Source organism: Streptomyces sp. DH10, assembly GCF_029813805.1.
Classification (GTDB): Bacteria; Actinomycetota; Actinomycetes; order Streptomycetales; family Streptomycetaceae; genus Streptomyces; species Streptomyces coeruleofuscus.
In genome coordinates, this window is record NZ_JARVKU010000005.1 from 1 (window position 1) to 22,529 (window position 22,529).

19 protein-coding genes are annotated in these 22,529 nt (G+C 70.1%); 9 read left to right on the forward strand and 10 right to left on the reverse strand.

Annotated features, from left to right (window positions below):
• Nucleotides 1–127: 127 nt before the first annotated feature.
• Nucleotides 128–805 (reverse strand): potassium channel family protein, encoded by a 678-nt coding sequence (locus QC385_RS11910; protein ID WP_010035052.1) that lies wholly within the window; start codon nt 803–805, stop codon nt 128–130.
• A complete protein-coding gene (locus QC385_RS11915; protein WP_150483447.1) occupies nt 805–1,476 on the reverse strand; it encodes a potassium channel family protein in 672 nt (223 codons plus the stop codon). The genes QC385_RS11910 and QC385_RS11915 overlap by 1 nt, the downstream gene beginning before the upstream one ends.
• Before the next feature lie 248 nt (nt 1,477–1,724).
• On the opposite strand from QC385_RS11915, the gene QC385_RS11920 reads away from it, so the two are divergent.
• From QC385_RS11920 to QC385_RS11945, 6 genes are all read left to right on the forward strand, one after another.
• Nucleotides 1,725–2,639: an adenosine kinase gene (locus QC385_RS11920; protein ID WP_279541256.1), complete on the forward strand. Its 915-nt coding sequence runs from the start codon at nt 1,725–1,727 to the stop codon at nt 2,637–2,639.
• A 299-nt stretch (nt 2,640–2,938) separates the two neighbouring features.
• The gene (locus QC385_RS11925) at nt 2,939–4,990 is read left to right on the forward strand and encodes an APC family permease (RefSeq protein WP_279541257.1); all 2,052 of its coding nucleotides are present in this window, start codon (nt 2,939–2,941) and stop codon (nt 4,988–4,990) included.
• Nucleotides 4,991–5,116: 126 nt separating this feature from the next.
• Nucleotides 5,117–6,445, forward strand: coding sequence for a class I SAM-dependent RNA methyltransferase (locus QC385_RS11930; protein WP_279541258.1), 1,329 nt, complete (start codon nt 5,117–5,119; stop codon nt 6,443–6,445).
• A gap of 214 nt (nt 6,446–6,659) precedes the next feature.
• Complete coding sequence (locus QC385_RS11935) at nt 6,660–6,854, forward strand: ribbon-helix-helix protein, CopG family (protein ID WP_279541259.1); 195 nt, start codon at nt 6,660–6,662, stop codon at nt 6,852–6,854.
• On the forward strand, nt 6,851–7,243 hold the full coding sequence (locus tag QC385_RS11940; protein ID WP_279541260.1) for a type II toxin-antitoxin system death-on-curing family toxin: 393 nt from the start codon (nt 6,851–6,853) through the stop codon (nt 7,241–7,243). The genes QC385_RS11935 and QC385_RS11940 overlap by 4 nt, the downstream gene beginning before the upstream one ends.
• A 365-nt stretch (nt 7,244–7,608) precedes the next feature.
• Entirely contained in the window at nt 7,609–8,517 is a 909-nt protein-coding gene (locus QC385_RS11945; RefSeq protein ID WP_279541261.1) for a helix-turn-helix domain-containing protein, read from the forward strand.
• A gap of 28 nt (nt 8,518–8,545) precedes the next feature.
• Here the strand turns inward: QC385_RS11945 and QC385_RS11950 are convergent, their stop codons facing one another.
• The 3 genes from QC385_RS11950 to QC385_RS11960 all read right to left on the reverse strand — a co-directional run bounded on the left by QC385_RS11950 (nt 8,546) and on the right by QC385_RS11960 (nt 13,365).
• Entirely contained in the window at nt 8,546–9,127 is a 582-nt protein-coding gene (locus QC385_RS11950) for a sigma-70 family RNA polymerase sigma factor (RefSeq protein ID WP_279541262.1), read from the reverse strand.
• A 337-nt stretch (nt 9,128–9,464) separates the two neighbouring features.
• A complete protein-coding gene (locus tag QC385_RS11955) occupies nt 9,465–12,596 on the reverse strand; it encodes an AfsR/SARP family transcriptional regulator (protein WP_279541263.1) in 3,132 nt (1,043 codons plus the stop codon).
• Nucleotides 12,597–12,915: 319 nt separating this feature from the next.
• On the reverse strand, nt 12,916–13,365 hold the full coding sequence (locus tag QC385_RS11960; RefSeq protein WP_279541264.1) for a DUF5707 domain-containing protein: 450 nt from the start codon (nt 13,363–13,365) through the stop codon (nt 12,916–12,918).
• Between the two features lie 358 nt (nt 13,366–13,723).
• Between QC385_RS11960 and QC385_RS11965 the strand changes: the two genes are divergently transcribed.
• Nucleotides 13,724–14,872 carry a serine hydrolase domain-containing protein gene (locus QC385_RS11965; protein ID WP_279541265.1) on the forward strand — a complete coding sequence of 383 codons (1,149 nt, stop codon included), beginning with the start codon at nt 13,724–13,726 and terminating at the stop codon, nt 14,870–14,872.
• A gap of 77 nt (nt 14,873–14,949) precedes the next feature.
• Here QC385_RS11965 and QC385_RS11970 read toward each other — a convergent pair whose 3' ends face one another.
• Genes QC385_RS11970 through QC385_RS11980 form a run of 3 tightly spaced genes read right to left on the reverse strand, consistent with a single transcriptional unit; the run spans nt 14,950 to nt 18,319 of the window.
• Nucleotides 14,950–15,261 carry an SCO4225 family membrane protein gene (locus QC385_RS11970; protein WP_279541266.1) on the reverse strand — a complete coding sequence of 104 codons (312 nt, stop codon included), beginning with the start codon at nt 15,259–15,261 and terminating at the stop codon, nt 14,950–14,952.
• A gap of 41 nt (nt 15,262–15,302) precedes the next feature.
• Nucleotides 15,303–15,977, reverse strand: a complete 675-nt coding sequence (locus QC385_RS11975) for a response regulator transcription factor (RefSeq protein ID WP_279541267.1) — start codon at nt 15,975–15,977, stop codon at nt 15,303–15,305.
• A complete protein-coding gene (locus QC385_RS11980; RefSeq protein WP_279541268.1) occupies nt 15,974–18,319 on the reverse strand; it encodes a sensor histidine kinase in 2,346 nt (781 codons plus the stop codon). The genes QC385_RS11975 and QC385_RS11980 overlap by 4 nt, the downstream gene beginning before the upstream one ends.
• Nucleotides 18,320–18,769: 450 nt before the next feature.
• Between QC385_RS11980 and QC385_RS11985 the strand changes: the two genes are divergently transcribed.
• Together QC385_RS11985 and QC385_RS11990 are read left to right on the forward strand one after the other, a co-directional pair.
• Nucleotides 18,770–19,609 (forward strand): alpha/beta fold hydrolase, encoded by an 840-nt coding sequence (locus tag QC385_RS11985; protein WP_279541269.1) that lies wholly within the window; start codon nt 18,770–18,772, stop codon nt 19,607–19,609.
• A gap of 95 nt (nt 19,610–19,704) precedes the next feature.
• The gene (locus QC385_RS11990) at nt 19,705–20,538 is read left to right on the forward strand and encodes an alpha/beta fold hydrolase (protein WP_279541270.1); all 834 of its coding nucleotides are present in this window, start codon (nt 19,705–19,707) and stop codon (nt 20,536–20,538) included.
• On the opposite strand, the gene QC385_RS11995 is transcribed toward QC385_RS11990, so the two are convergent.
• Nucleotides 20,504–21,061, reverse strand: a complete 558-nt coding sequence (locus QC385_RS11995; protein ID WP_279541271.1) for a hypothetical protein — start codon at nt 21,059–21,061, stop codon at nt 20,504–20,506. The genes QC385_RS11990 and QC385_RS11995 overlap by 35 nt on opposite strands.
• Before the next feature lie 17 nt (nt 21,062–21,078).
• Nucleotides 21,079–22,458, reverse strand: a complete 1,380-nt coding sequence (locus tag QC385_RS12000; protein WP_279541272.1) for a class II 3-deoxy-7-phosphoheptulonate synthase — start codon at nt 22,456–22,458, stop codon at nt 21,079–21,081.
• Nucleotides 22,459–22,529 lie beyond the last annotated feature (71 nt).

Below are 22,529 nucleotides of genomic sequence, written 5' to 3' on the forward strand. Positions count from 1 at the left end.
CCCCCAGACCCCCAGGGCCTATGCCCACCCGCCGCCCGACGCGGTCGGCCGAGAGGTGAAGCCAAGCGGAAGGGGCGTCCCGGAGATCCGGGACGCCCCTTCCTGCTTGTTCCCCGCAGGGACCCGCTCAGCTCGCCGCGCTGTCCCGGCGTACCGACAGCAGGTCCTCCAGCTGCTCCTCACGGGCCTGTGCGGCCACGAAGAGGAGTTCGTCGCCCGCCTCCAGGGAGTCCTCCCGGGAGGGCGTCAGGACGCGGGTGCCGCGGATGATCGTGACCAGGGACGTGTCCTCGGGCCACTCGACGTCGCCGACCTGTGTGCCGGCCAGGGCCGACTCCTCGGGCAGGGTCAGCTCGACCAGGTTGGCGTCGCCGTGGCTGAAGCGGAGCAGGCGGACCAGGTCGCCCACGCTCACCGCCTCCTCGACCAGGGCCGACATCAGACGCGGCGTGGAGACGGCGACGTCCACGCCCCAGGACTCGTTGAACAGCCACTCGTTCTTCGGGTTGTTCACCCGGGCGACCACCCGCGGGACGCCGTACTCCGTCTTGGCGAGGAGCGAGACGACCAGGTTCACCTTGTCGTCGCCGGTCGCGGCGATGACGACGTTGCAGCGCTGGAGCGCCGCCTCGTCCAGGGACGTGATCTCGCAGGCGTCGGCCAGCAGCCACTCGGCCTGCGGGACGCGTTCGACCGAGATGGCGGTCGGCGCCTTGTCGATCAGCAGGACCTCGTGGCCGTTCTCCAGCAGCTCGCCCGCGATCGAGCGGCCGACCGCGCCGGCTCCGGCAATGGCGACCCTCATCAGTGACCGCCCTCCTCTTCGGGACCCTTGGCGAACACTGCCTCGACCTTGTCGATCTCGTCGGTGCGCATCATCACGTGCACCAGGTCGCCCTCCTGCAACACCGTCTGCGAGGAGGGCAGGACCGCCTCGCCGAGCCGGGTCAGGAAGGCCACGCGCACGCCCGTCTCCTCCTGGATCCGGCTGATCTTGTGGCCGACCCAGGCGGTGGAGGTGTGCACCTCGGCGAGCTGCACGCCCCCGGTGGGGTCGCGCCACAGCGGCTCGGCGCCCGAGGGGAGCAGGCGGCGCAGCATCTGGTCGGCCGTCCAGCGGACCGTCGCGACGGTGGGGATGCCCAGGCGCTGGTAGACCTCGGCGCGGCGGGGGTCGTAGATGCGGGCGGCGACGTTCTCGATGCCGAACATCTCGCGGGCCACCCGCGCGGCGATGATGTTGGAATTGTCACCGCTGGAGACGGCGGCGAAGGCGCCGGCCTCCTCGATGCCCGCCTCGCGCAGGGTGTCCTGGTCGAAGCCGACCCCGGTGACCCGGCGGCCGCCGAAGGAGGAGCCCAGGCGGCGGAAGGCGGTGGGGTCCTGGTCGACCACGGCGACCGTGTGGCCCTGTTGCTCCAGGGTCTGGGCCAGGGCGGAGCCCACCCTTCCGCAACCCATGATCACAATATGCATCGCGTCACACCGTGCTTCCTACGGGCCCTCTGACCATCAACATTGTCCTGCTCATGTCTCTCTTTCGGCTCGCCAGGCACCACGTCGCGGCCTGAGTGCGGGCCGCCAGGCAACATCATGCCGGTGGAATCACGTCATGATGCCTTCCGGGGCCGGTGCCGCGTTCGACTGCCCGACTCCAACGTATCGGCAAAGTCGAGGGGGTTGCCGAGGGCCCTGCCGGCCCTCGGCGGGGGGAGGAAGCCGCGATGAGCACCGAGATCGACGTCCTGGTCCTGGGCGGCGCGGGCGTGGACACGATCGTGCACGTGCCCGAGCTGCCCGTGCCGTTCGCCGACAGCCACATGATCAGGCCCGGGATCGTGACGCGCGCGGGCCAGAGCGGTGACTTCGTCGCGCTGGCCGCGAGCGCGCTGGGGCTGCGCACGCACCACGTCGACATGCTGGGCGACGACCCCGAGGGCGACCTGGTCCGCGCCCTGCACCGCGACCGCGGCATCGCGCTCACCGCCGTGCCCCAGCCGCTCGGCACCAAGCGCGCGGTCAACCTCGTCGGCCCCGACGGCAGACGGCTGTCCCTGTACGACGCCACCCGCTCGGCGGAGACGGACCGGCTGCCCGAGGCCACACTGCGGAAGCTGGCCGCGGCCAGCCGGCACGCCCATGTCGTCATCACCCAGCCCTGCGCCCACGCGCTGCCCGTCCTGCGCGAGGCGGGCCTCACGATCTCCACCGACCTGCACGACTGGAACGGGTCCGATCCCTACCACGAGCCCTTCGCCCACCAGGCCGACCTGGTCTTCCTGTCCAGCACGGCACTGGCCGACCCCGAGCGGACCATGCGGCGGATCACCGAGCGGGGCCGCGCCCGAACCGTCGTCGCCACCGCCGGCGCGGACGGCGCGTACCTCCTGGCCGACGGCGAGCTGACCCACGTACCCGCCGCCACGCCCCCGGCACCGGTCGTCGACTCCAACGGCGCGGGCGACGCCTTCGCCGCCGCGTTCCTCCACGCCTGGCTCAGCGGCGCCCCGCCCCGCCACTGCGCCCTCCACGGCACGGTGGCCGGGGCGTACGCCTGCACGGTCCCGTCGACCCGGACGGACAGCATCGGGCGGGAGGAGTTGCTTGCGGGGGTGGCGGAGCTGGAGCGGGCTCTCTAGCGCGTCCCCGGCGACACGTCCTTGCGGCGGCCGATGCTCCGCACACTCGCCGCGGTGAGGATGACGAGGACGAAGAGTGTGGCCCCGGCGCCGATCAGTTCTGCGGTCGGGTGCATGGGACCTCCAGGGGCGTCAACGGCCGGGGGACGGGCGGGGCTCAGTCATATAGGCATGGGAGCCGGGTGACCTGCTGACTCCCCAGCCGCAGGGGCCCCTGAATTCACTCGGAGAGCAGACGGATCGCCGATGGGGGGTGGCGGGTGGGCGAGCCCGCAATCGAACGCCTACGATCCTCTGTTGTGTCCAAACTGACCGACGTGCCCAAGCGGATCCTCATCGGGCGCGCACTGCGCAGTGACCGGCTGGGGGAAACACTCCTGCCGAAGCGCATCGCACTACCCGTTTTCGCTTCCGACCCGCTGTCCTCCGTCGCGTACGCGCCGGGGGAGGTGCTGCTGGTCCTGTCGATCGCGGGTGTGACGGCGTACCACTTCAGTCCGTGGATCGCGGTCGCGGTCGTCGTGCTGATGTTCACCGTGGTCGCGTCGTACCGGCAGAACGTGCACGCCTACCCCAGCGGCGGCGGCGACTACGAGGTCGCGAACACCAACCTCGGCCCCAAGGCGGGCCTGACGGTCGCGAGCGCGCTGCTCGTCGACTACGTCCTCACCGTCGCCGTGTCGATCTCCTCCGGCATCGAGAACCTGGGCTCCGCGATCCCGTTCGTGGTCGAGCACAAGGTCCTCTGCGCGATCGGTGTGATCGTGCTGCTCACGCTCATGAACCTGCGCGGCGTGAAGGAGTCGGGCTCGCTGTTCGCGATCCCGACGTACGTCTTCGTCGCGGGCGTCTTCACCATGATCGCCTGGGGCGCCTTCCGCGGGCTGGTCCTGGACGACACCATGCGGGCACCGACGGCGGACTACGTCATCAAGCCCGAGCACCAGGGCCTGGCGGGCTTCGCCCTGGTCTTCCTGCTGCTGCGCGCCTTCTCCTCCGGCTGCGCCGCGCTCACCGGCGTCGAGGCGATCTCCAACGGAGTCCCTGCCTTCCGCAAGCCCAAGTCCAAGAACGCCGCGAACACGCTCGCGTTGATGGGCCTGCTGGCCGTCACCATGTTCTGCGGCATCATCGCGCTGGCCGCCGCGACCGACGTCCGCATGGCCGAGAAGCCGGCCAGCGACCTCTTCCACAACGGCGTCCCGCTCGGCCCGGACTACGTCCAGAACCCGGTGATCTCCCAGGTCGCCGAGGCCGTCTTCGGCAAGGGCAGCCTCCTGTTCCTCGTGCTGGCCGCGGCCACCGCGCTGGTGCTGTTCCTCGCCGCCAACACCGCCTACAACGGCTTCCCGCTGCTCGGTTCGATCCTCGCCCAGGACCGCTACCTGCCGCGCCAGCTGCACACCCGCGGCGACCGCCTGGCCTTCTCCAACGGCATCGTGCTCCTCGCGGGCGCCGCCGCCCTGCTGGTGGGGATCTACGGCGCCGACTCCACCCGCCTGATCCAGCTGTACATCGTCGGCGTGTTCGTGTCCTTCACACTGAGCCAGACCGGCATGGTCCGGCACTGGAACCGCCACCTGGCCACCGAGCAGGACCAGGCCAAGCGCCGCCACATGATCCGCTCGCGCGCCATCAACGCCTTCGGCGCCTTCTTCACCGGCCTCGTCCTGGTGGTCGTCCTCGTCACCAAGTTCACGCACGGCGCGTGGGTCGCCCTGCTCGGCATGGTGATCTTCTACGCGACGATGACGGCCATCCGTAAGCACTACGACCGGGTCGCCGAGGAGATCGCCGCCCCCGAGGGCCCGAGCGACGACAGTGTGCGGCCCTCCCGCGTCCACTCCGTCGTCCTGATCTCCAAGATCCACCGCCCGGCGCTGCGGGCCCTGGCCTACGCCAAGCTGATGCGCTCGGACACCCTGGAGGCACTGAGCGTCAACGTCGACCCCGCGGAGACCAAGGCGCTGCGCGACGAGTGGGAGCGGCGCGGCATCGACGTACCGCTGAAGGTCCTGGACTCGCCCTACCGCGAGATCACGCGGCCGATCATCGAGTACGTCAAGGGCCTGCGCAAGGAGTCGCCGCGGGACGCGGTGTCCGTGATCATCCCGGAGTACGTCGTCGGGCACTGGTACGAGCATCTGCTGCACAACCAGAGCGCCCTGCGGCTGAAGGGCCGGCTGCTGTTCACGCCGGGGATCATGGTGACCTCGGTGCCCTACCAGCTCCAGTCCTCCGAGGCGGCCAAGCGGCGGGCCCGCAGGCAGCAGGAGTGGAACGCGCCGGGCTCGGTGCGGCGAGGTCCCGCTCAGGACCGGCCGAGGGAGTCCTCGGACCCGAAGGCCTGAGGGCGGCCGGCGGCTTGTGTCGAAACGGGCGTGAATCGGCCGGGCGGCACCCACGTAGACTGGTGGGCTGTTGTCCGGCCGATTTTCTTCGGCCCTTTCCCCTCACGTTTTTGGAGTCACCCCACCATGCAGGCAGAACCGAGGAAGTCGCTGGTGGGAGAGGAGTACGAGGTCGAGATCGGCCCCGTCGCCCACGGCGGCCACTGCATCGCACGCACGTCCGAGGGCCAGGTGCTGTTCGTCCGGCACGCGCTGCCCGGTGAGCGGGTCGTGGCGCGGGTGACGGAGGGCGAGCAGGGCGCGCGGTTCCTGCGTGCGGACGCGGTGAAGATCCTGGACGCCTCCAAGGACCGGATCGACGTCCCCTGCCCGTTCGCCGGCCCCGGCCGCTGCGGCGGCTGCGACTGGCAGCACGCCAAGCCGGGCGCGCAGCGGCGCCTGAAGGCCGACGTCATCGCCGAACAGCTCCAGCATCTCGCCGGGCTCACACCGGAGGAGGCCGGCTGGGACGGCACGGTGGTGCCCGCCGAGGGCGACAAGGTGCCCGCGGGCCAGGTCCCGTCCTGGCGCACCCGTGTCCAGTACGCCGTCACGGCCGACGGCCGCGCGGGCCTGCGCCGGCACCGCTCCCACGAGGTGGAGCCGATCGACCACTGCATGATCGCCGCGGAGGGCGTCAGCGAGCTGGGCATCGAGAAGCGGGTCTGGACCGGCATGGACTCCGTCGAGGCGATCGCGGCGACCGGTTCGCAGGACCGCCAGGTGATCCTCACGCCGAAGCCGGGCGCGCGCCTCCCGCTGGTAGAGCTCGACCGCCCGGTATCGGTGCTGCGCGTGGACGAGCGCTCCGGCGGCGTCCACCGCGTCCACGGCCGTCCCTTCGTCCGCGAGCGCGCGGACGGCCGGACCTACCGCGTCGGCAACGGCGGCTTCTGGCAGGTCCACCCGCAGGCGGCGGACACCCTGGTGACGGCCGTCATGCAGGGCCTCCTGCCCCGCAAGGGGGACATGGCCCTCGATCTCTATTGCGGCGTCGGCCTCTTCGCGGGCGCCCTCGCCGACCGGGTCGGCGAGCAGGGCGCGGTCCTCGGCATCGAGTCCGGCAAGCGGGCGGTGGAGGACGCCCGGCACAACCTCGCCGAGTTCGACCGCGTGCGGATCGAGCAGGGCAAGGTCGAGAGCGTGCTGCCGCGCACGGGGATCACGGAGGTCGACCTGATCGTCCTGGACCCGCCGCGGGCCGGGGCGGGGCGCAAGACGGTGGAGCATCTTGCGTCGCTGGGGGCGCGGCGGATCGCGTATGTGGCGTGCGATCCTGCTGCGTTGGCGCGGGACTTGGGGTACTTCCGGGATGGGGGGTATCGGGTGCGGACGCTTCGGGCGTTCGATCTGTTTCCCATGACATCGCATGTGGAGTGCGTCGCGATCCTTGAGCCTGCGGGCAAAGGTGCCTGACCTGCGGTTTCGTTGTCCGGGTGGGTTGCTCGACCTGTTTCCCTCCGTGTAGCGGTTCGAGCGGACGGTCGATCTTTGACGCTCGGATGACGCTCGAAGCGGATCTCTCTGCTGCACCTCCGCAGTGGCGGCGCGAGCGACCATCCCGGCTCCACGCTCCTTGAAGCCGAGAGAGCGGCCGCACACCTTGATACCTGCCTGGTATCATCTCCGTATGGCTATGACACTCCGACTCCCCGACGACCTCGACGCGAAGCTCACCGAGCGGGCTCGCCGGGAGGGCCGCAGCAAGCAGGAACTTGCCATTGAGGCCATCCGTGACGCCCAGAACCGGGCCGAGCTGAAGGTCGATGACGTCTTGGCCGAGCTCATGGGCAGCGATGCGGAGATCCTGGACTACCTGAAGTGACAGGCGTGCGCTACATCCAGATCGACGAGATCCTGGCCATCGCCCGCACGGTCAACGGTACCGAGCACAGCGTGCGTGACATGGGCCTTCTGGTGTCGGCGATCGAGCGACCCCGGACGAACGTGTTCGGAGCCGAGTTGTATCCCACGCTGCACGAGAAGGCTGCGGCACTGCTGCACTCCGTCGCCCGCAATCACGCGCTGATCGACGGCAACAAGCGCACCGCCTGGCTCGCCATGCGTGTCTTCCTGCGGTTCAACGGCGTGAGTGCCAGTACCGTCCCGCCGCCCGTCCCCGTTGCCGGCCCGTTCGTCGAGGAAGTCGCACAGGACAACATCGATGTACCGGTCATCGCCAAGCGCCTCTCGACCTGGTTCCCCATTTCCTGACGTTCGACGTCGTGCGGTGGAGGACGAGATGAGCTCATGGGACTGCCCGCCGACGTACCGTTCCTGGAGGCGGTGCGGCGCGCCGTCGGATCACCGGTGGCTGCGCTTCGTGGCGTTCACGGACGGGTTCCACCATGACACGTCGGATGCGGCTTTCGCCGTACTCGATCCCACCCGGACTCGGGTCGCGGTGCTGGCGGCGACCGATAACGCGGGGCTTGAGCATCGGCTTCACCCGGGCCGGAAGGGCATCGACGTCTTCCTCGGGCTGGACGTCGGCAACTCGGCGCAGCTCCGGAGAACTCACGGGTTGCCGCACCGAGACGCTTGAGTTTCCAGCGGCTGGAAGGTCCAGGATGTCGCCCATGGACGACGAACGCCCCGACGTGCTCACCATCGGCCGACTCGCACAGCGCACCGGACTTCCCGTGCGTACGCTGCGCTTCTGGTCGGACGAGGGAGCGGTGCCGCCCGTGGCCCGCTCCGCTAGCGGCTACCGGCTGTACGACGCCGAGTCCGTGGCCCGCGTCGAGCTGGTTCGCACCCTGCGGGAGCTGGGTCTGGGACTCGACGACGTGTGCCGGGTGCTGAGCGGTCGGACCACGGTCGCCGAGGCCGCCGACGCCCATGTGGCCGCGCTCGACGCGCAGATCCGCTCACTCAAGGTGAGCCGGGCCGTTCTGTCCACCGTGGCGAAACGTGGTTCCACCGCTGAGGAGACGGCACTGATGAACCGGTTGGCGCGGCTTTCCGCTGCCGAACGCGAGCAGATCATCGACGAGTTCAAGGAGGAGGTGTTCGGCGGTACCGTCGACCCGCGCCTGCGTGACCGCATGCGCACCTACAGCATCGAATTGCCCGACGATCCCACACCTGAGCAGGTCGACGCCTGGATCGAACTGGCGGAACTGGTGCGGGACCCCGGCTTTCGCGCCCGGTTGCGCACATGGCTGGAGCTCAACACGCCCGCACCGGGGCAGAGTCGTCCTGCCGGGGCGTCCATCTGGTGGGCCAGGCAGGTCACGCGGACCGTCGCGGAGGTCAGAGGACGCGGAATCGCCCCCGAGGGGCCGGCAGCCGCCGAGGTGCTGTCCGAGCTGTTCGGCGACGCCGATCGGGCCGCCGTGCTGCGCAGTCTGGAGGCCGGGATCGAGGCAGAGGCGGAGCGCTACCGGAGGCTCGTCGCCCGTGTGCGCGGGCAGTATTCGTCGCCCGACGCGACCGAGGAGCTGGAGTGGCTGGCGCGGGCCCTGCGGGCCGCGGATCAGACCTGACTGCGCGGAGCGCCCGGCAGGGCCATGGCTACTCGCCGAGTACGTCTTGTTTCTCCAGTGCCTTGCGCAGTGCCCGCACGGCGTAGAAGGCGCGGCTTTTGACGGTGCCGGGCGGGATGCCGAGGTGCGCGGCTGCCTGGGCCACACTGCATTCCAGGTAGTACATGAGGCGGATGATGGTCCGATGCTGCTCTTTCAGCTCTCGCAGTGCCTCCAGCACTGCGTGGGAGGTGATCGTGGATCCCATGCCGTCCCAGGATGTGTCCAGGTCCTCGACACGCATCAGCTCCAGCGGCCTGATCTGCCGAGCCCGGTGGTGGTCGATGACGAGGTTCCTGGCCACGGTGAACAGCCACGGCCGGACCTGGTCGCCGCGGGTGCCCAGGAGCCGGGCGTGTTTCCAGGCACGGGCCGCGGTCTCCTGGAGGATGTCCTCCGCCTTGTGCCAGTCACCGTCGAGCAGCCGCGCGGCGTACCGGACGAGCAGAGGGCCGTACTGCTCGTAGATGTCTCGGATGAAGGCGTCGCAGTCGGTGTCCGAAGCGACGTGCCGGGCATGCGCCCGAGCCGGAGCGAGGGCGGTGGTCCCCGCTTCCATGATCCCGTTCATGGGTGGCGCCCAATCCTGTTCAAGGGTTCAGTGACGTGCTCTCCCGCATGCGCGGGCGAGTGGCTCAACCCTCGTAGGGACCCCTTGGCCAAACCTTGCCGTCTCCTTGTCGTGCCCCTTGGCGTCTCTCGCTGACCGTCGCCGCGGTTGATCAGTCCCCCTGCGGCGACCGGACGGACCTGGTCAAGGTCTGGTACGACGGCAACCGGACCGCGTGCTCGCGACGCGGGCGGCTCCCGAGCTTCCCAACGTTTCGCGGGTCACCTCCGGCAACAACATCGAGATGTTGCTCGGCAAGCACGTGCTCTTCGTTTCGTGGTGCTGACAACGCTCGTGATCAATGCACCTGGCGCGCAGGATCACCACTCCTCGGAACCGGGAGCTCATGGCCCCCGGCCGCCCTCTCCGGCACGGTGGGCGTGGGGTCCGCGTCCATGTCCAGGGCGGTGAGCCGGTCACGGATCTGCTGCGCGCTGTGGGACATGGCTCGCGCGTCGGCGCTGTGGAGGGCGTGGACCCAGTCCGCTCGTGCGCCTTCCCGGTCGCCCATGGCCAGCCGGGTGTCGCCCAGCCGCATCAGTGAGCCGACGGCGTTCCTGTGGTCGCCCAGTTCCTCGAACGCCCGTGTCGCCCGCTGGTAGGTGGCCACCGATTCCTCGTAACGGCCGAGCATACGAAGGTTGTAGCCCAGAATGTCCCAGGCCTGGGCCAGCTGCCACGGTGCGTCCAGGCGCTGGAACAAAGCGATGCCCTCCTCGCTGTACTGAAGGCTTTTCTCGAGCTGCCCCAGGTTGGAGCGGAACCAGGCGAGTTCGACGAGGCACTCGGCCAGCCACAACTCTTCACCTGTCTCCCGGGACAGTTCCAGTCCCCGCTCGGAGGACGTCACGGCCTCCTGTATCCGGCCGAACAGGAACAGCGCGCACGCCGTGACGTAGTGGGCTCGGGCCAGGTCACCGGTTGCGTCGAGCTCTTCGAAGATCGTGGTGGCGAGTCGCAGGTGGTGCAGGGCTTGTTCCTGATGGCCGAGATAGCCGTGGACGCCGCCGAGGTGGCGTAGGCAACGGCCTTCTTCGAGGCGGTTGTTCCGGCGCCGGGCCACTTCGAGGGCGGGGGTCAGTGCGGTGATGGCTTCGGGCCAGAATTCCTGGCGGTAGAGATAGTCCTTGAGTGACCAGGCCAGCCCGGTGGTGTGGTGGTCCAGCTGCTGGCTGACGGCGGTGTGGAGCAGGCCGGTCAGCACCCGGTGTTCGGCGGTGAGCCATCGGGTTGCCTGCTGGATGGTGGTGAGGTTCTCCGGGGTGACGCCCGGGTCGGGCGCGCCGAGGTCGAGCTCGGGCGTTGTGTCGTGTTTCAGGAGCTGGTTGGCCTCGTAGGCGGTGAACATGTAGTGGTCCAGCACCCGCAGGGTGGCGTGGCGGCGTTCGTCGCTGGTGTCGTGGGTGTGGGTCAGTTCGGCGGCGTAGCCGCGCAGGAGGTCGTGCAGGCTGTAGCGGCCGGGCAGTGGCTGCTCCACGAGGCAGGAACTGACCAGGCCGGCGAGAGCGCGGCGGGTTCGGGGGAGGGGAAGGCCGGCGAGACCGGCCGCGGCGGGGGCGGTGATGTGGGGGCCGGGGTGCAGGGCCATTAAGCGGAAGAGCCGGGCGGTGGGCTCGTCCAGGGACTGGTAGGACCAGGAGAAGACGGCGCGTACGTCGGTGGTGGTGTCGAAGCCGGTGAACGCGTCGAGGCCGCCGTGGGTGTGTCGCAGCTCGTCGGCGATGGCGTGCAGGGGGAAGGAGGGATCGAGTTCGGCGCGGGCGGCGACCACGGCCATGGCCAGGGGAAGTCGTCCGCACAGGCGGATGATGTCGGCTGTGGCGGTGGGCTCGGCGACCAGTCGTTCGGTTCCCAGGCGTCGTTCGAGGGCCTGGTGGGCCTCGGTCTGTGAGGGCAGTGGGAGGGTGAGGGGTTTGGCGCCGTCCGTGGTGATCAGGCCGGGGAGCTGGTTGCGGCTGGTGATCAGGGTGAGGCAGCCCGCTCCCGCGGGGAGCAGGGGGCGCACTTGTTGCTCGTCGCGGGCGTTGTCCAGGACGAGGAGGATCTGCCGGTCGGCGAGGAGGCTGCGGAAGAGTGTGCTGCGGCCGGGGGTGTCTTCGGGGATGCGCTGGGCGGGAACGCCGAGGGCGGTGAGGAAGCCGTGCAGGGCGTTGCCGGGTTCGACGGCGGGTGCGTGGGGGTGGAATCCGCACAGGTTGACGAAAAGCTGTCCGTCGGGGAAAGAGGGGGCGATGCGGTGGGCGTGGTGGACGGCGAAGGTCGTCTTGCCGACACCGGGAGCACCGCTGATGACGACGACAGGGGCAGCGGTCGGTCCGGGCCGGCCCGGTGCACCACCGCACACGGCCGACAGCCACGCACCCTCGGCCGCCCGCCCGGCGAACACCGGGAGACTGCGCGGCAGTTGTGCCGGACGTGCCAGGGCCGGCGACGTGGTTGCCCCATCATTCGTGGCCGGGTCGCAACGCGCATCCGACCGATCGGCCGCGTCGGCCGGTTCGTAGGCGGCCGGGCCGACGGGCGCGGTCGCCTCGCCCTCGTCCGGCACCCCGGACATGACCGGCCTGATCGGATCGTGGCCGTGCCCGGCACCTCCGCCGGGGACGGATGCCGCGCCGACTCTGTTCAGTTCATCGGCTGAGTGAAGGGGTGGCAGGTCGTGGTGAAGGATGCCGTGGTGCAGGGCGCGTAGGGACGGGCCGGGTTCGAGGCCGAGTTCGTCGGCGAGGTGCCGGCGCAGGTCGGTGTAGCGCTGAAGCGCTTCGGGGTGCCGGCCGGCGAGGTACAGGGCGCGCAGCAGCAGGGCCCAGCCGGTTTCCCGCAGGGGATGCTCCGTGGTCAATTCCTGTGCCGCGTCCAGGGCTTCGGTGATCCGTCCTTGCAGGAGCAGGGCAGTGGTGCGGATCTCGCGGGTGGTCTGCCGCAGTTCTTCCAGGCGGGCTGCCTCGTGGGTGGCGAACAGGTGGTGCGCGGCGTCGGCGAACGGGGTGCCGCGCCACATCTCCAGGGCTTTTCCGGCCTCCTCCACGACGCGTTCGGGCCGGCCCTGGTCCATGAACCGTTGTGCCTGGGCAAGGGACCGCTCGAAGCGCACGGTGTCACGGCTCTCGGGCGGCACACGCAGGGCGTAGCCCAGGGGTTCGGTGACCAGTACTTCGAAGGCGCCCTGCCGGCGCAGGTGCCGGGGCTCCAGGACCGCGCGTACCTTGCTGATGTGGGCGTGCAGAGAGCCCATCGCTCCGCCCGGTGTCCGTCCCGGCTGCTGCGGCCACAGTTCCTCGCACAGCGTCTGCGGACCGACCGCCCGGCCGTCGGCGAGCAGCAGGCGGATCAGCAGCAGCCGCTGCCTGCGCCGACCCGGATCAAGTACCGTGCCCGCCCGTCGTACCACCAGCGGACCCAGCAGTCCGAAGTCGAGACCCTGCCTCACAACTGTCACCGTACCCACTCAGAATCCCGCTCGACGGCGCCACCGTCGGGGGCACATGCACGACCTGGACCCGCGGACATGTGGGTGACCCGCTCCCGCGGTGACGAAAACCGGGCGCCGGCACACCCGGGCACCCGCGCGACGCTGGTCACGGCGACCTGTCCGGCGAGGTGGGGGGCCGGAGCAGGTGATCGGAGCGGCGAGGACCTCGTCGTCCGCTTCCCGCATACCGGACAGGACATTAGCAGGACGCCACCCGGCGCGAGGACTTCACCGGCGGCGGGATACACCGCGGTGACAGGGGCGTCTTCGCCGGCGTTCAGTGGGCGAGGTCCAAGGTGGCGGCGCGGGGCAGGAACACCGTGCCCCCGTCCTTTGCCGTGGCCAGCGCCGAGATGTACCAGGTGCCTGGGTCCAGCTCGGCCGCGTCCTTCGCCGTGACTTTCAGCGTGTAGGTGCAGCGGGACGTATTGTCCGTGGTGCCGCGGCAGGTGGCGCTTTCGACGTCACGCATCTCCGCCTCGGTCGGATCGAGCTTCGAACTCGCGGGCCATGCGATGACCTTGAGGCCGCGGACACCCGAATCGTCCCGCACGTCGGCGGTGAAGGTGAGCGAGCCGGTACTGCTGCCGGCCGGCGCGACGTATCGGACCGAGTTCTTCTCCAGCGTCGGTTCCGCGGCGGTCGAGGCCATGGCGAGGCCGCCGGCGGTCACTCCGCCGATGACGACGACACCGACGAGGGACGGGATGAGGACACGCTTGGACATGGGAGGTTCTCCTGATTCGTGTCGGAGCAGGCGTTGATGCACCCGCGGGCTGGAGCGGGAGGCGCGAAAGGCGTCACAGAGCGGAGAAAGCGCTGGTGGAGCCGGTATTGGGCCGCTTTCCCGATGCATTCGAGACTAGGGCCCGGGGCACGGCCCGGTCCTCGGGCGGCTGGATGATTGCCGGGTCCAACCAGAGGTGCAGGGCGCCTCCTGACCGTCCACCGACCGGTCACCGCTGCGGGAGAACCGCAGGTGCGGCATCCACACAGCTGCCTCTCACTCGCGACGAAGCGTGAACCGGCGTGACGTTCTTTCCGTTGGGTGATCGAACGGTCGTCGTCAGGAGTGGGGAAAAGTCATGGTCATCGTCGAAGGAACGAGCACCGCCCGGTTCGAACCGGTCCGAGCGGCGCTGGCAGCTCACCTGGAGTCCGGCGAGGAGTTGGGGGCGTCGATCGCCGTCGATGTCGACGGAGTCATGGAAGTCGACCTGTGGGGTGGGCATGCCGACGAAGCACGGACCGTTCCGTGGCACCAGGACACGTTGGTCAGCCTGTGGTCGACCACCAAGACCCTCAGCAGTCTGGCGGCCCTCGTCCTCGTCGACCGGGGTGCGCTGGATCTGCACCGCCCGGTCGCGCACTACTGGCCCGAATTCGCCGCTCAGGGCAAGCAGGACATCGAGGTGCGGCATGTCCTGGCACACACCTCGGGGCTCTCCGGCTGGCAGCAGCCCTTCACCATCGACGATCTGTACGACTGGCCGACCGCGAGCGCCCGGCTGGCCGCGCAGGCGCCCTGGTGGGAGCCGGGCAGTGCCTCGGGCTACCACGTGCAGACTCAGGGACAGCTGGTGGGAGAGCTTGTCCGGCGGGTCAGCGGCCGTACCCTGACCGAGTTCGTCGACACCGAGATCGCCAAGCCGTCACAAGCCGACGTCCAGATCGGTGCGCGGCAGGAGGACTGGCCGCGTATCGCCGAGCTGGTGGCCCCGTCGCAGCTCCCCGGAATGCCCGCCGGCCTCGATCCCGAGGGGATCTTCACCAAGACGCTGCTCGGAAGCCCCGCCCGGGACGAGCACGTCGACACCCCGCAGTGGCGCCGTGCCGAACTGGGAGCCGTCAACGGGCACGGCAACGCACGAGGCATGGCCCGTGCCCTCTCCGTGATCTCACGCCGAGGCCAGGTGAACGGCCACCGGCTCCTCTCCGCGGACACGGTGGACAAGGCCCTCGACGTACAGGCCGACGGAATCGACCTGTTCCTGGGCGTTCCCGTGCGCTGGGGCATCGGGTTCGCGCTCGCCGATGCGAGGACGATGCCGCACATGCCCACCGGGAGGGTCTGCTTCTGGGTCGGCCGGGGCGGCTCGATCGTCATGATGGACCTCGACCGGCGCGTCACGTTCTCGTACACGATGAACCGGCTGGGCGACGGAATCCTCGGCTCGGAGCGCACCCTCAGCTACATGAGGCATGTCTACGAAGTCCTGGACTCCACCGGCTGAGGCCCGCCCGCTCCACCCCGACAGGCCCGGACCGGGAGCTCCGTGGGCAGCCGTGACTCACCGGTTCAGCTCGCCCGTCAGGGTGCCGTTCCCGTGTGGTGCCCCCGGCGCAGTGCGAGGGCGCACCACCCGATGACCAGGGCGTTGATCAGTGCTCCGAGAACGATGGAGAGGTAGAACGTCAAGGTGCTCAGGGGCAGGACGAACAGCAGCACGGTGCCGGCCGGGAAGGTGGCGAAGAGCGGGAAGACAGCTGCCATGGATTCCTCGGAGGCCGCCAGCAGCGTCCAAGCGAGCAGGAGCGCGCAGACTATGAGATACAGGCGCGCGGCGAGCGTGCCCAGGGCGCGGCGCGCGGAGCGAAGGGGAGAGAAACCTTGACGGGCCATTGCGGTGGACTCCTGGGTGAGGGCGGCTGTGAAGCGGCCTGTCAGCGGGGCGGGTTCGGGTGGACGAGCCCGAGATCGTAGGCGAGGATCGTCACCTGTACCCGGTCGCGTAGCCCGAGCTTGCGGAGCAGCGCGTTGATATGGGACTTCACCGTCCCGACGCTGACTCCGAGGTGCTCGGCGATCTCCGTGTTGGTCAGTCCGGAGGCGATCAGGGTGAGGACGCCGTGCTCGCGGCTGGTCAGGCTGCTCAGCTCGCGGGGGGTGTCGCTGCCCGGGAGTCCGGTGCCTGGTCCGGATGCGTAGTGGTCGATGAGCCGGCGGATCGCGGACGGGGCGAGAACGCTCTCACCCGCGGCCACCACCCGGATGCCGTCCAGCAGTTCGGCGGGCTCTATGTCCTTGAGGAGGAAGCCGGAAGCGCCGGCGCGCAGTGTGTCGAATACGTACGCGTCGAGGTCGAAGGTGGTCAGCACCAGGATGCGGGGCGCGTCGGGGCGCCCGGTGATGATCCGAGTGGCAGCGATGCCGTCGAGTCCGGGCATGCGGACGTCCATGAGGACCACGTCGGGCGCCAGTTCCTCGGCGAGGCGTACCGCTTCGGCCCCGTCAGCGGCCTCGCCGACGACCGTCATGTCCTCCTCGGCGTCGATCACGGCCGCGAACCCCGCCCGTACGATGCCCTGGTCGTCGGCGACCAGCACTCTGAGACTCATCGTTGTCTTTCCTCGTCGTCCTGCCGTGCAGCCGGTGGCACGGTCAGAGGCAGCCGGACGCGCACTGGGCCCGATGGGCTGGTGGTGACAGTCCCGCCGATCACCGCGGCCCGCGCCGCCAGCTGCTGACCCAGGGCGCGACGGACGGTGTCCGGCACACCGGTCGCCGCGAGCGTCAACGCGGCCTCGTCCGCGCCGAGTTCCACGACCATGGGCTTGTCGCCGCCGGCCGCGAGAACCGTTTCGCAGGCATGGTAGGCAACCAGATCCACAGCGGTGGGCAGCCGTCTCGGCACACGGTCGGCCAACCGTATCTCGACTTCCCGGCCGGTGGCCCGGATCTGGAGGGCGAGGAGGTCGAGAGCCTGGAGGGTGGGCTGCGGCCCCAGGGCGGGTTTCGTCTCCGCCTCGCGGACGGTGTCGAGCAGGGCACGCATCGCGGCGAGGGCTTCGCGGGCGCGGGTGGCGACCGCGTCGAGTCGGCCCGCCTCGGCCTGCGCCACCATGTCGGCAGTGCGCGCCAGCACGGTGGTCTCCAGCCCGTCGGCGATCCGGCGGCGCTCGGCCCACGCGTCCCGGACGGCCTCCTCGGTCCAGGCCGCGAGGTGTTTCGCCTGTGCGCTGCGGGCGGCCCGGTCGCGACGCCCGCGCAGGACTCCGCCCCACCAGGCCGCACCCACCGCCAGGGCCGCCTGGGCCGTCGCCCCCGCGGCGAGTGCCCAGAGGGGGACGGTCGTACCCCGGTGCAGGACGGCGGCCGTTGTGGCCGCCGCGTGCACCACCACGGCCGCGGCCGCGACCGCCTCGGCCGGCAGCGGCATACGCGGGCGGCCTTGGGCGCCGAGCGGGCCGGTGGCGGCCGCGCGGACCGCGGCGGAGGCGACCACCGCGCACGTGGCGACCATGCTCAGCAAAGGCGGCAGGAGCACCCAGCCGGTGTACTCGCCCATGGTCATCGCCACCGGCCAGAGCGGAACCAGACCGATGACGACGCCTTGGGCGGCGCCGGGAGCACGACGCCGCCACAGCAGTGCGAGTGCCTGCGCCGCGGCCAGCAACGCGAAGAGCACGCCTGCCGAGACCCGCTGTGTGTTCGACACGCTGCCCTCCCGGACGACCAGCAGGGGAAGCAGCGGTTGCAGGACGAGGCCGACAGCGGTCACCACCTGAGCGAGGCGATAGGTGTACGGAACGGACCGCCCCGCCGAGGCGGCGGCGGTCCGGCCGGGCAGGGTCGCGCGTACCTCCCAACCGCCCTCGGCTGTCGGGCCGCTGGTCAGCGTGCCACCCGCCTCCCGTGCCCGCGACCGCAGAAAGCCCTGGCCGCGCCCTGAACCGAGGCCCGCGCCGTGCGCCACCGACCCGGACGGCGGCGGACCGCTCGTGACCGCGACCTCCGTGCGGGCGTCGCCGTACAGGCAGGTCACGGTCGTGGCCGCACCCGGTGAGTGCCGCGCCACGTTGGTCAGAGCCTCGCGCACGATGCCGTACGCCGCGTCCGCGACAGCACCGTCCGGCATCGGGTCGATCTCACACTGCGCGCTCTGGCCCAGCTGGGAAAACCCGGCGACCAGCTCCAGCAGTCGTTCTCTCGGCGAAGGGAGTTGCTCCCGGGAGGGCGCCGGCGCCCTCACCGCACCGAGTGCCTGGGTGACCTCATGGCCGGTCTCGGCCGCGAACCGAAGTGCCTCACCCACCAGTTCGGGACGACGGTCGCGCAGCCCGAGCGCCGCGCCCGCTGTGACCACCACGGCCGTCAGATGGTGGGCGCTGACATCGTGCAGTTCCCTTTCCATCCGACGCCTTTCGACCGCCGGGAGCCGGTGCCGCTCGATCTCCGCCCGCTTCAGCTGTTGTCGCGCCGCCCGTCGCACGAGACGGGTCCGCCGCACCAGCAGCCCGGCCGTGTACGTGGCGGCGTACAGCACGGCTGTCAGGGCGACATCGAGTCCGTCGCGCTCCTTCAGTCCGTGCAGGTTGAGGTTGTAGAGGACCTGCCACAGGGTGAGTGCCACCACGCACAACAGGGCGGTGAAGGCGTCGCGTTCACTCGCCACGGTGAACAGGGCCAGTGCGACGCCCGCGGTCCCCAGAACCGCCACCGCCCCCGCGGGCAGCGGCCCGGCCCCCAGCGCACAGACGGCGGCGACGACGACGAGGGTGAGCACCGGTTTCGCACGGCGGAGGGAGAGCGCGGCCGTCACGAGTCCGCTGACGAGGGCCGCCACGAGAAAGGCCCAACCGGGCGGGACCGTCCCACGGACCAGGTCCGCCCCCGGCCACACCGCTGCCTGGGCGCCCATCAACAGGAGCGGGAGCAGTCGGTCGTCGGTTCGATTCATAACGGACGCAAGAGTAGGACTGCGGGTGAGCGACCGTCGTCCGGCTGGAGGCGGAGCCCGGTCTCTTACCCGGGGTGCAGGTTCTGCACCCACGGTTGGACACGGTGATCATCACGAAGCGTGAGGACCGTGAAGTCCCCTGGACCATAGGCTCGATCACATCGGGAAGCGGCTGACCCGTGCCCCAAGTGACCACGCACGATGCCCACGAAGGAACAGCGGTCTGGGATTGAACCGGTCCCGTCTTCGCATCGTTGGACAGGACGAAAGGCGCCGCATCCCGGCGGCTGAGGCCGGGACGTTCCAGGGCCAGGCCGGACCGCAGCCCGGCAGCCGCTCTCCGGGCCGCTGTCGCGTGTCGCCCACCCTCCATCCGATCCGCGCCGACCGCCTGGCGCGGACGGAACGCACATCAACTCGGTCGACAACCAAGGAAAAGGACCTTCACGCATGCACATCACCCGCCTGGCCCGTCCGAGCCGCAGATCCGCCCTGCTCGGTGTCACAGCGGCCGTAGGGCTGTCTGCGGCCGCCGTCACCCTGCCCGGTGCAGCCGGTGCGGCGTCCCACCACCCGACACGTCCGACGATCGTGCTGGAGCACGGGGCGTTCGCCGACGCCGCGAGCTGGGACGGTGTCGTCACTCGGCTGCAACGCGCTGGCTATCCCGTGGTGTCCGCCGCCAACCCGCTGCGTGGTCCGGCGACTGACGCCGCTTACCTGCGCAGCGTCGTCGACCACATCGACGGGCCCGTGGTCCTGGTCGGTCACTCCTACGGCGGTACCGTCATCAGCCAGGCCGCCGCGGGCCTGGAGGGCAAGGTGAAGGCGCTGGTCTACATCGCCGCGTTCCTGCCCGACACGGGCGAGAGTTCGCTCGGACTGACCAACAAGTTCCCCGGCAGCACCCTCGGCCAGGCGATCGAGTCCGTCAACTACACGCTGCCCGACGGTGGTCAGGGCGCAGACGTGTACATCAAGCCGGAGAAGTTCCGCGACCAGTTCGCTGCGGACGTGCCGGCCGACAAGGCCAGACTCATGGCAGCGGGGCAGCGTCCGATCGCCGCCGCCGCGCTGGAGGAGAAGTCGACGAAGGCCGCCTGGAAGACGATCCCCTCCTGGTCGCTGGTCACCACCGAGGACCTCAACATCCCCGTGGCCGCCCAGCGCTACATGTCGGCCCGTGCCGGGGCTCGCACCACGGTCATCGACGCATCGCACGCGGTGTCCGTGTCCCGCCCCGGGGCCGTCGCCCGCATCGTGGAGCAGGCGGCCCGCACGGTCCGCTGACCGACACTTCCGCCGCGGCATCGCGGATCCCCGCAGTCCTGCCCGTCCGGGCACTTCACCACCAGACGCGTTTCCACCGAAAGGCAGTAATCAGCATGGCGTTCATCACCGTCGGCCAGGAGAACTCGACCAGCATCGAGCTGTACTACGAGGACCACGGCACCGGGCAGCCGGTCGTACTGATCCACGGCTACCCGCTCGACGGCCACTCCTGGGAGAAGCAGTCCGCCGCCCTGCTGTCGGCCGGCTACCGCGTGATCACGTACGACCGGCGCGGTTTCGGCCGCTCCAGCCAGCCCACCACCGGCTACGACTACGACACCTTCGCCGCCGACCTGAACACGGTCCTGGAGACCCTCGACCTCGACGACGTCGTCCTGGTCGGCTTCTCCATGGGTACCGGCGAGGTCGCCCGCTACCTGGGAACCTACGGCTCCGCCCGGATAGCCAAGGCAGCCTTCCTCGCCTCTCTCGAGCCTTTCCTCCTCAAGACCGACGACAACCCCGGCGGCGTCGACGGCACCATCTTCAAGGACATCGAAGGGGCCGTCACCGCCGACCGCTACGCCTACTTCACCGCGTTCTACGAGGACTTCTACAACCTCGACGAGAACCTCGGCACCCGCATCAGCGAGGAAGCCGTCCGCAACAGCTGGAACGTCGCCGCCGGAGCCTCCTCGTACGCCTCCCTGGCCTGCGTGGCGACCTGGTCCACCGACTTCCGTGCCGACCTGCCCAAGATCGACGTCCCGGCACTGATCCTGCACGGCACCGCCGACCGCATCCTGCCCATCGAGGCCACCGGAGAACGCTTCCACCGGTCACTCCCGCAGGCGGACTACGTCGTCATCGACGGCGCCCCCCACGGCCTGCTGTGGACCCACGCCCAGGAAGTCACTCAGGCCCTCCTCGCCTTCCTGGCCAAGTGACCGACGGCCGATGGCGCCGTGAACCGTGCGCGCCCGCCGTCGTTCCCACGACGGCGGGGTGCTTCCCGGGCACACGCGAGGAGTGATCGCGCGGCGTCACCAGGACCCGGGGCAGGTGCTCACGGCCGGGGAAGACCGGCGCCCGCCAGCCGGTGCCGTCCTCGGACTCGTGCTCCTCGGGCGCGATACCCACGCCGTGGGACGCCCACGGCACGCCGAGCCGGGAGGCCGCCAACGGGCCGAGGAAGTCGGCCGTCTCGGCGATCACCAGGTCGGGGCCGAAGTCGCGGGCCGCCGCCAGGGCTTCGTCGGTGCCCAGGTCCACGCGGGTGCCGCCGAAGAGCTCGCCCGCGGTGGCCGGACTCATGTCGGTGGCGGCGTTCGTCCCGGTCTGCCTCTGGAACGCGCCCAGCGTGTCCTCCAGAGCCGCGCCCGCCGAGCGAGGAGTGGGTGAGGAACGCGGTGGTGTGACCGGCCCGGCGGGCCGCCCTCTCCAGGGGGAGAAGCGGCAGCAGGTGGCCATAGGCCGCTCATGCGTGCTCACTTGGGGCGGCTGATGGCGCTCCGGGTACTCGAAGGCGACCTGCCGCGGTCTCCCTGGTACATCTCCGCGAGCAGGAAGGCCAGTTCGAGCGACTGCGTGTGGTTCAGGCGGGGGTCGCAGGCCGTCTCGTACCGGTGGTGCAGGTTCCCCTCCAGAACGGCGTTGCCGCCGCCGACGCATTCGGTGACATCGTCTCCGGTGAGTTCGACGTGGACTCCGCCCGGGTGGGTGCCCAGGGCCCGGTGGACCTCCACGAAGCCACGGACCTCGTCGACGATCGCCTCGAAGTCCCGGGTCTTGTGGCCACTGGGCGCGGTGAAGGTGTTGCCGTGCATCGGGTCGCTGATCCAGCACACCGGGGCGCCCTCGGCCGTCACCTTCTCCACCAGAGTGGGCAGCATGTCGCGGATCCGGTCGGCTCCGGCCCGGATCACCAGGGTGAGCCGGCCAGGCTCGCGCTGGGGGTCGAGACGGTCGATGAGGCCGAGCAGGTCGTCCGGGGTCGCACTGGGGCCGATTTTGACGGCGATGGGGTTGGCGATGCGCGAGAAGTACTCGACGTGAGCCCCGTCCAGGTCCCGGGTGCGTTCGCCGATCCACAGCAGGTGGCCGCTGGTGGCGTAGGTACGTCCGTTGGCCGGCTCGGTACGGGTCAGTGCCGCCTCGTAGTCCAGCAACAGGCCCTCGTGCCCGACGAAGAACTCGGCGGTCGACAACTCACTCGTGTCGACACCGCACGCGTCCATGAAGGCAAGGCTGCGGTCGATCTCGTCGGCGAGCGTCTCGTAGCGCTCGCCGGCTTCGGCGTTCGTCACGAAACCCTGGTTCCACGCGTGCACTTGGCGAAGGTCGGCGAAGCCGCCCTTGGTGAGGGCCCGAACGAGGTTCAGCGTCGTCGCCGAACTCTCGTACATCTGCTTCATCCGCCAGGGGTCGGGCCGGCGGGCCTCGGCGGTGAACTCCACCGCGTTGACGGCGTCGCCCCGGTAGGAGGGCAGTTCCACCGCGCCCCGCCGTTCCACGGAGCTGGACCGCGGCTTGGCGTACTGTCCCGCCATCCTGCCCATCTTGACGACCGGCAGGGCGGTGGCGTGGGTGAGGATGACTGCCATCTGGAGCAGTGTCTTGATCTTCCCGTAAACGTTGTCGGCGGTGAGACCGTCGAACGTCTCGGCGCAGTCACCGCCCTGTAGCACGACGGCCTCCCCGCGGGAGACGGCCGCCATCTTGCGCTTGAGCAGGTCGCACTCGGAGGCGAACACGAGCGGCGGAGCGGCGGACAGCCGATCTGTCACGGAACGGAGTTCGGTGGCGGGCCAGACGGGCTGCTGGGCCGCCGACAAACGGCGCCACGACTCGTCAGGTGAATCAGTCATCGCACGTCCCTTTCGTGGTCGGGAACTTGCCTCAGCTCAATCCCAAGCCGGTGCCGGGGTCAAGCGATTTC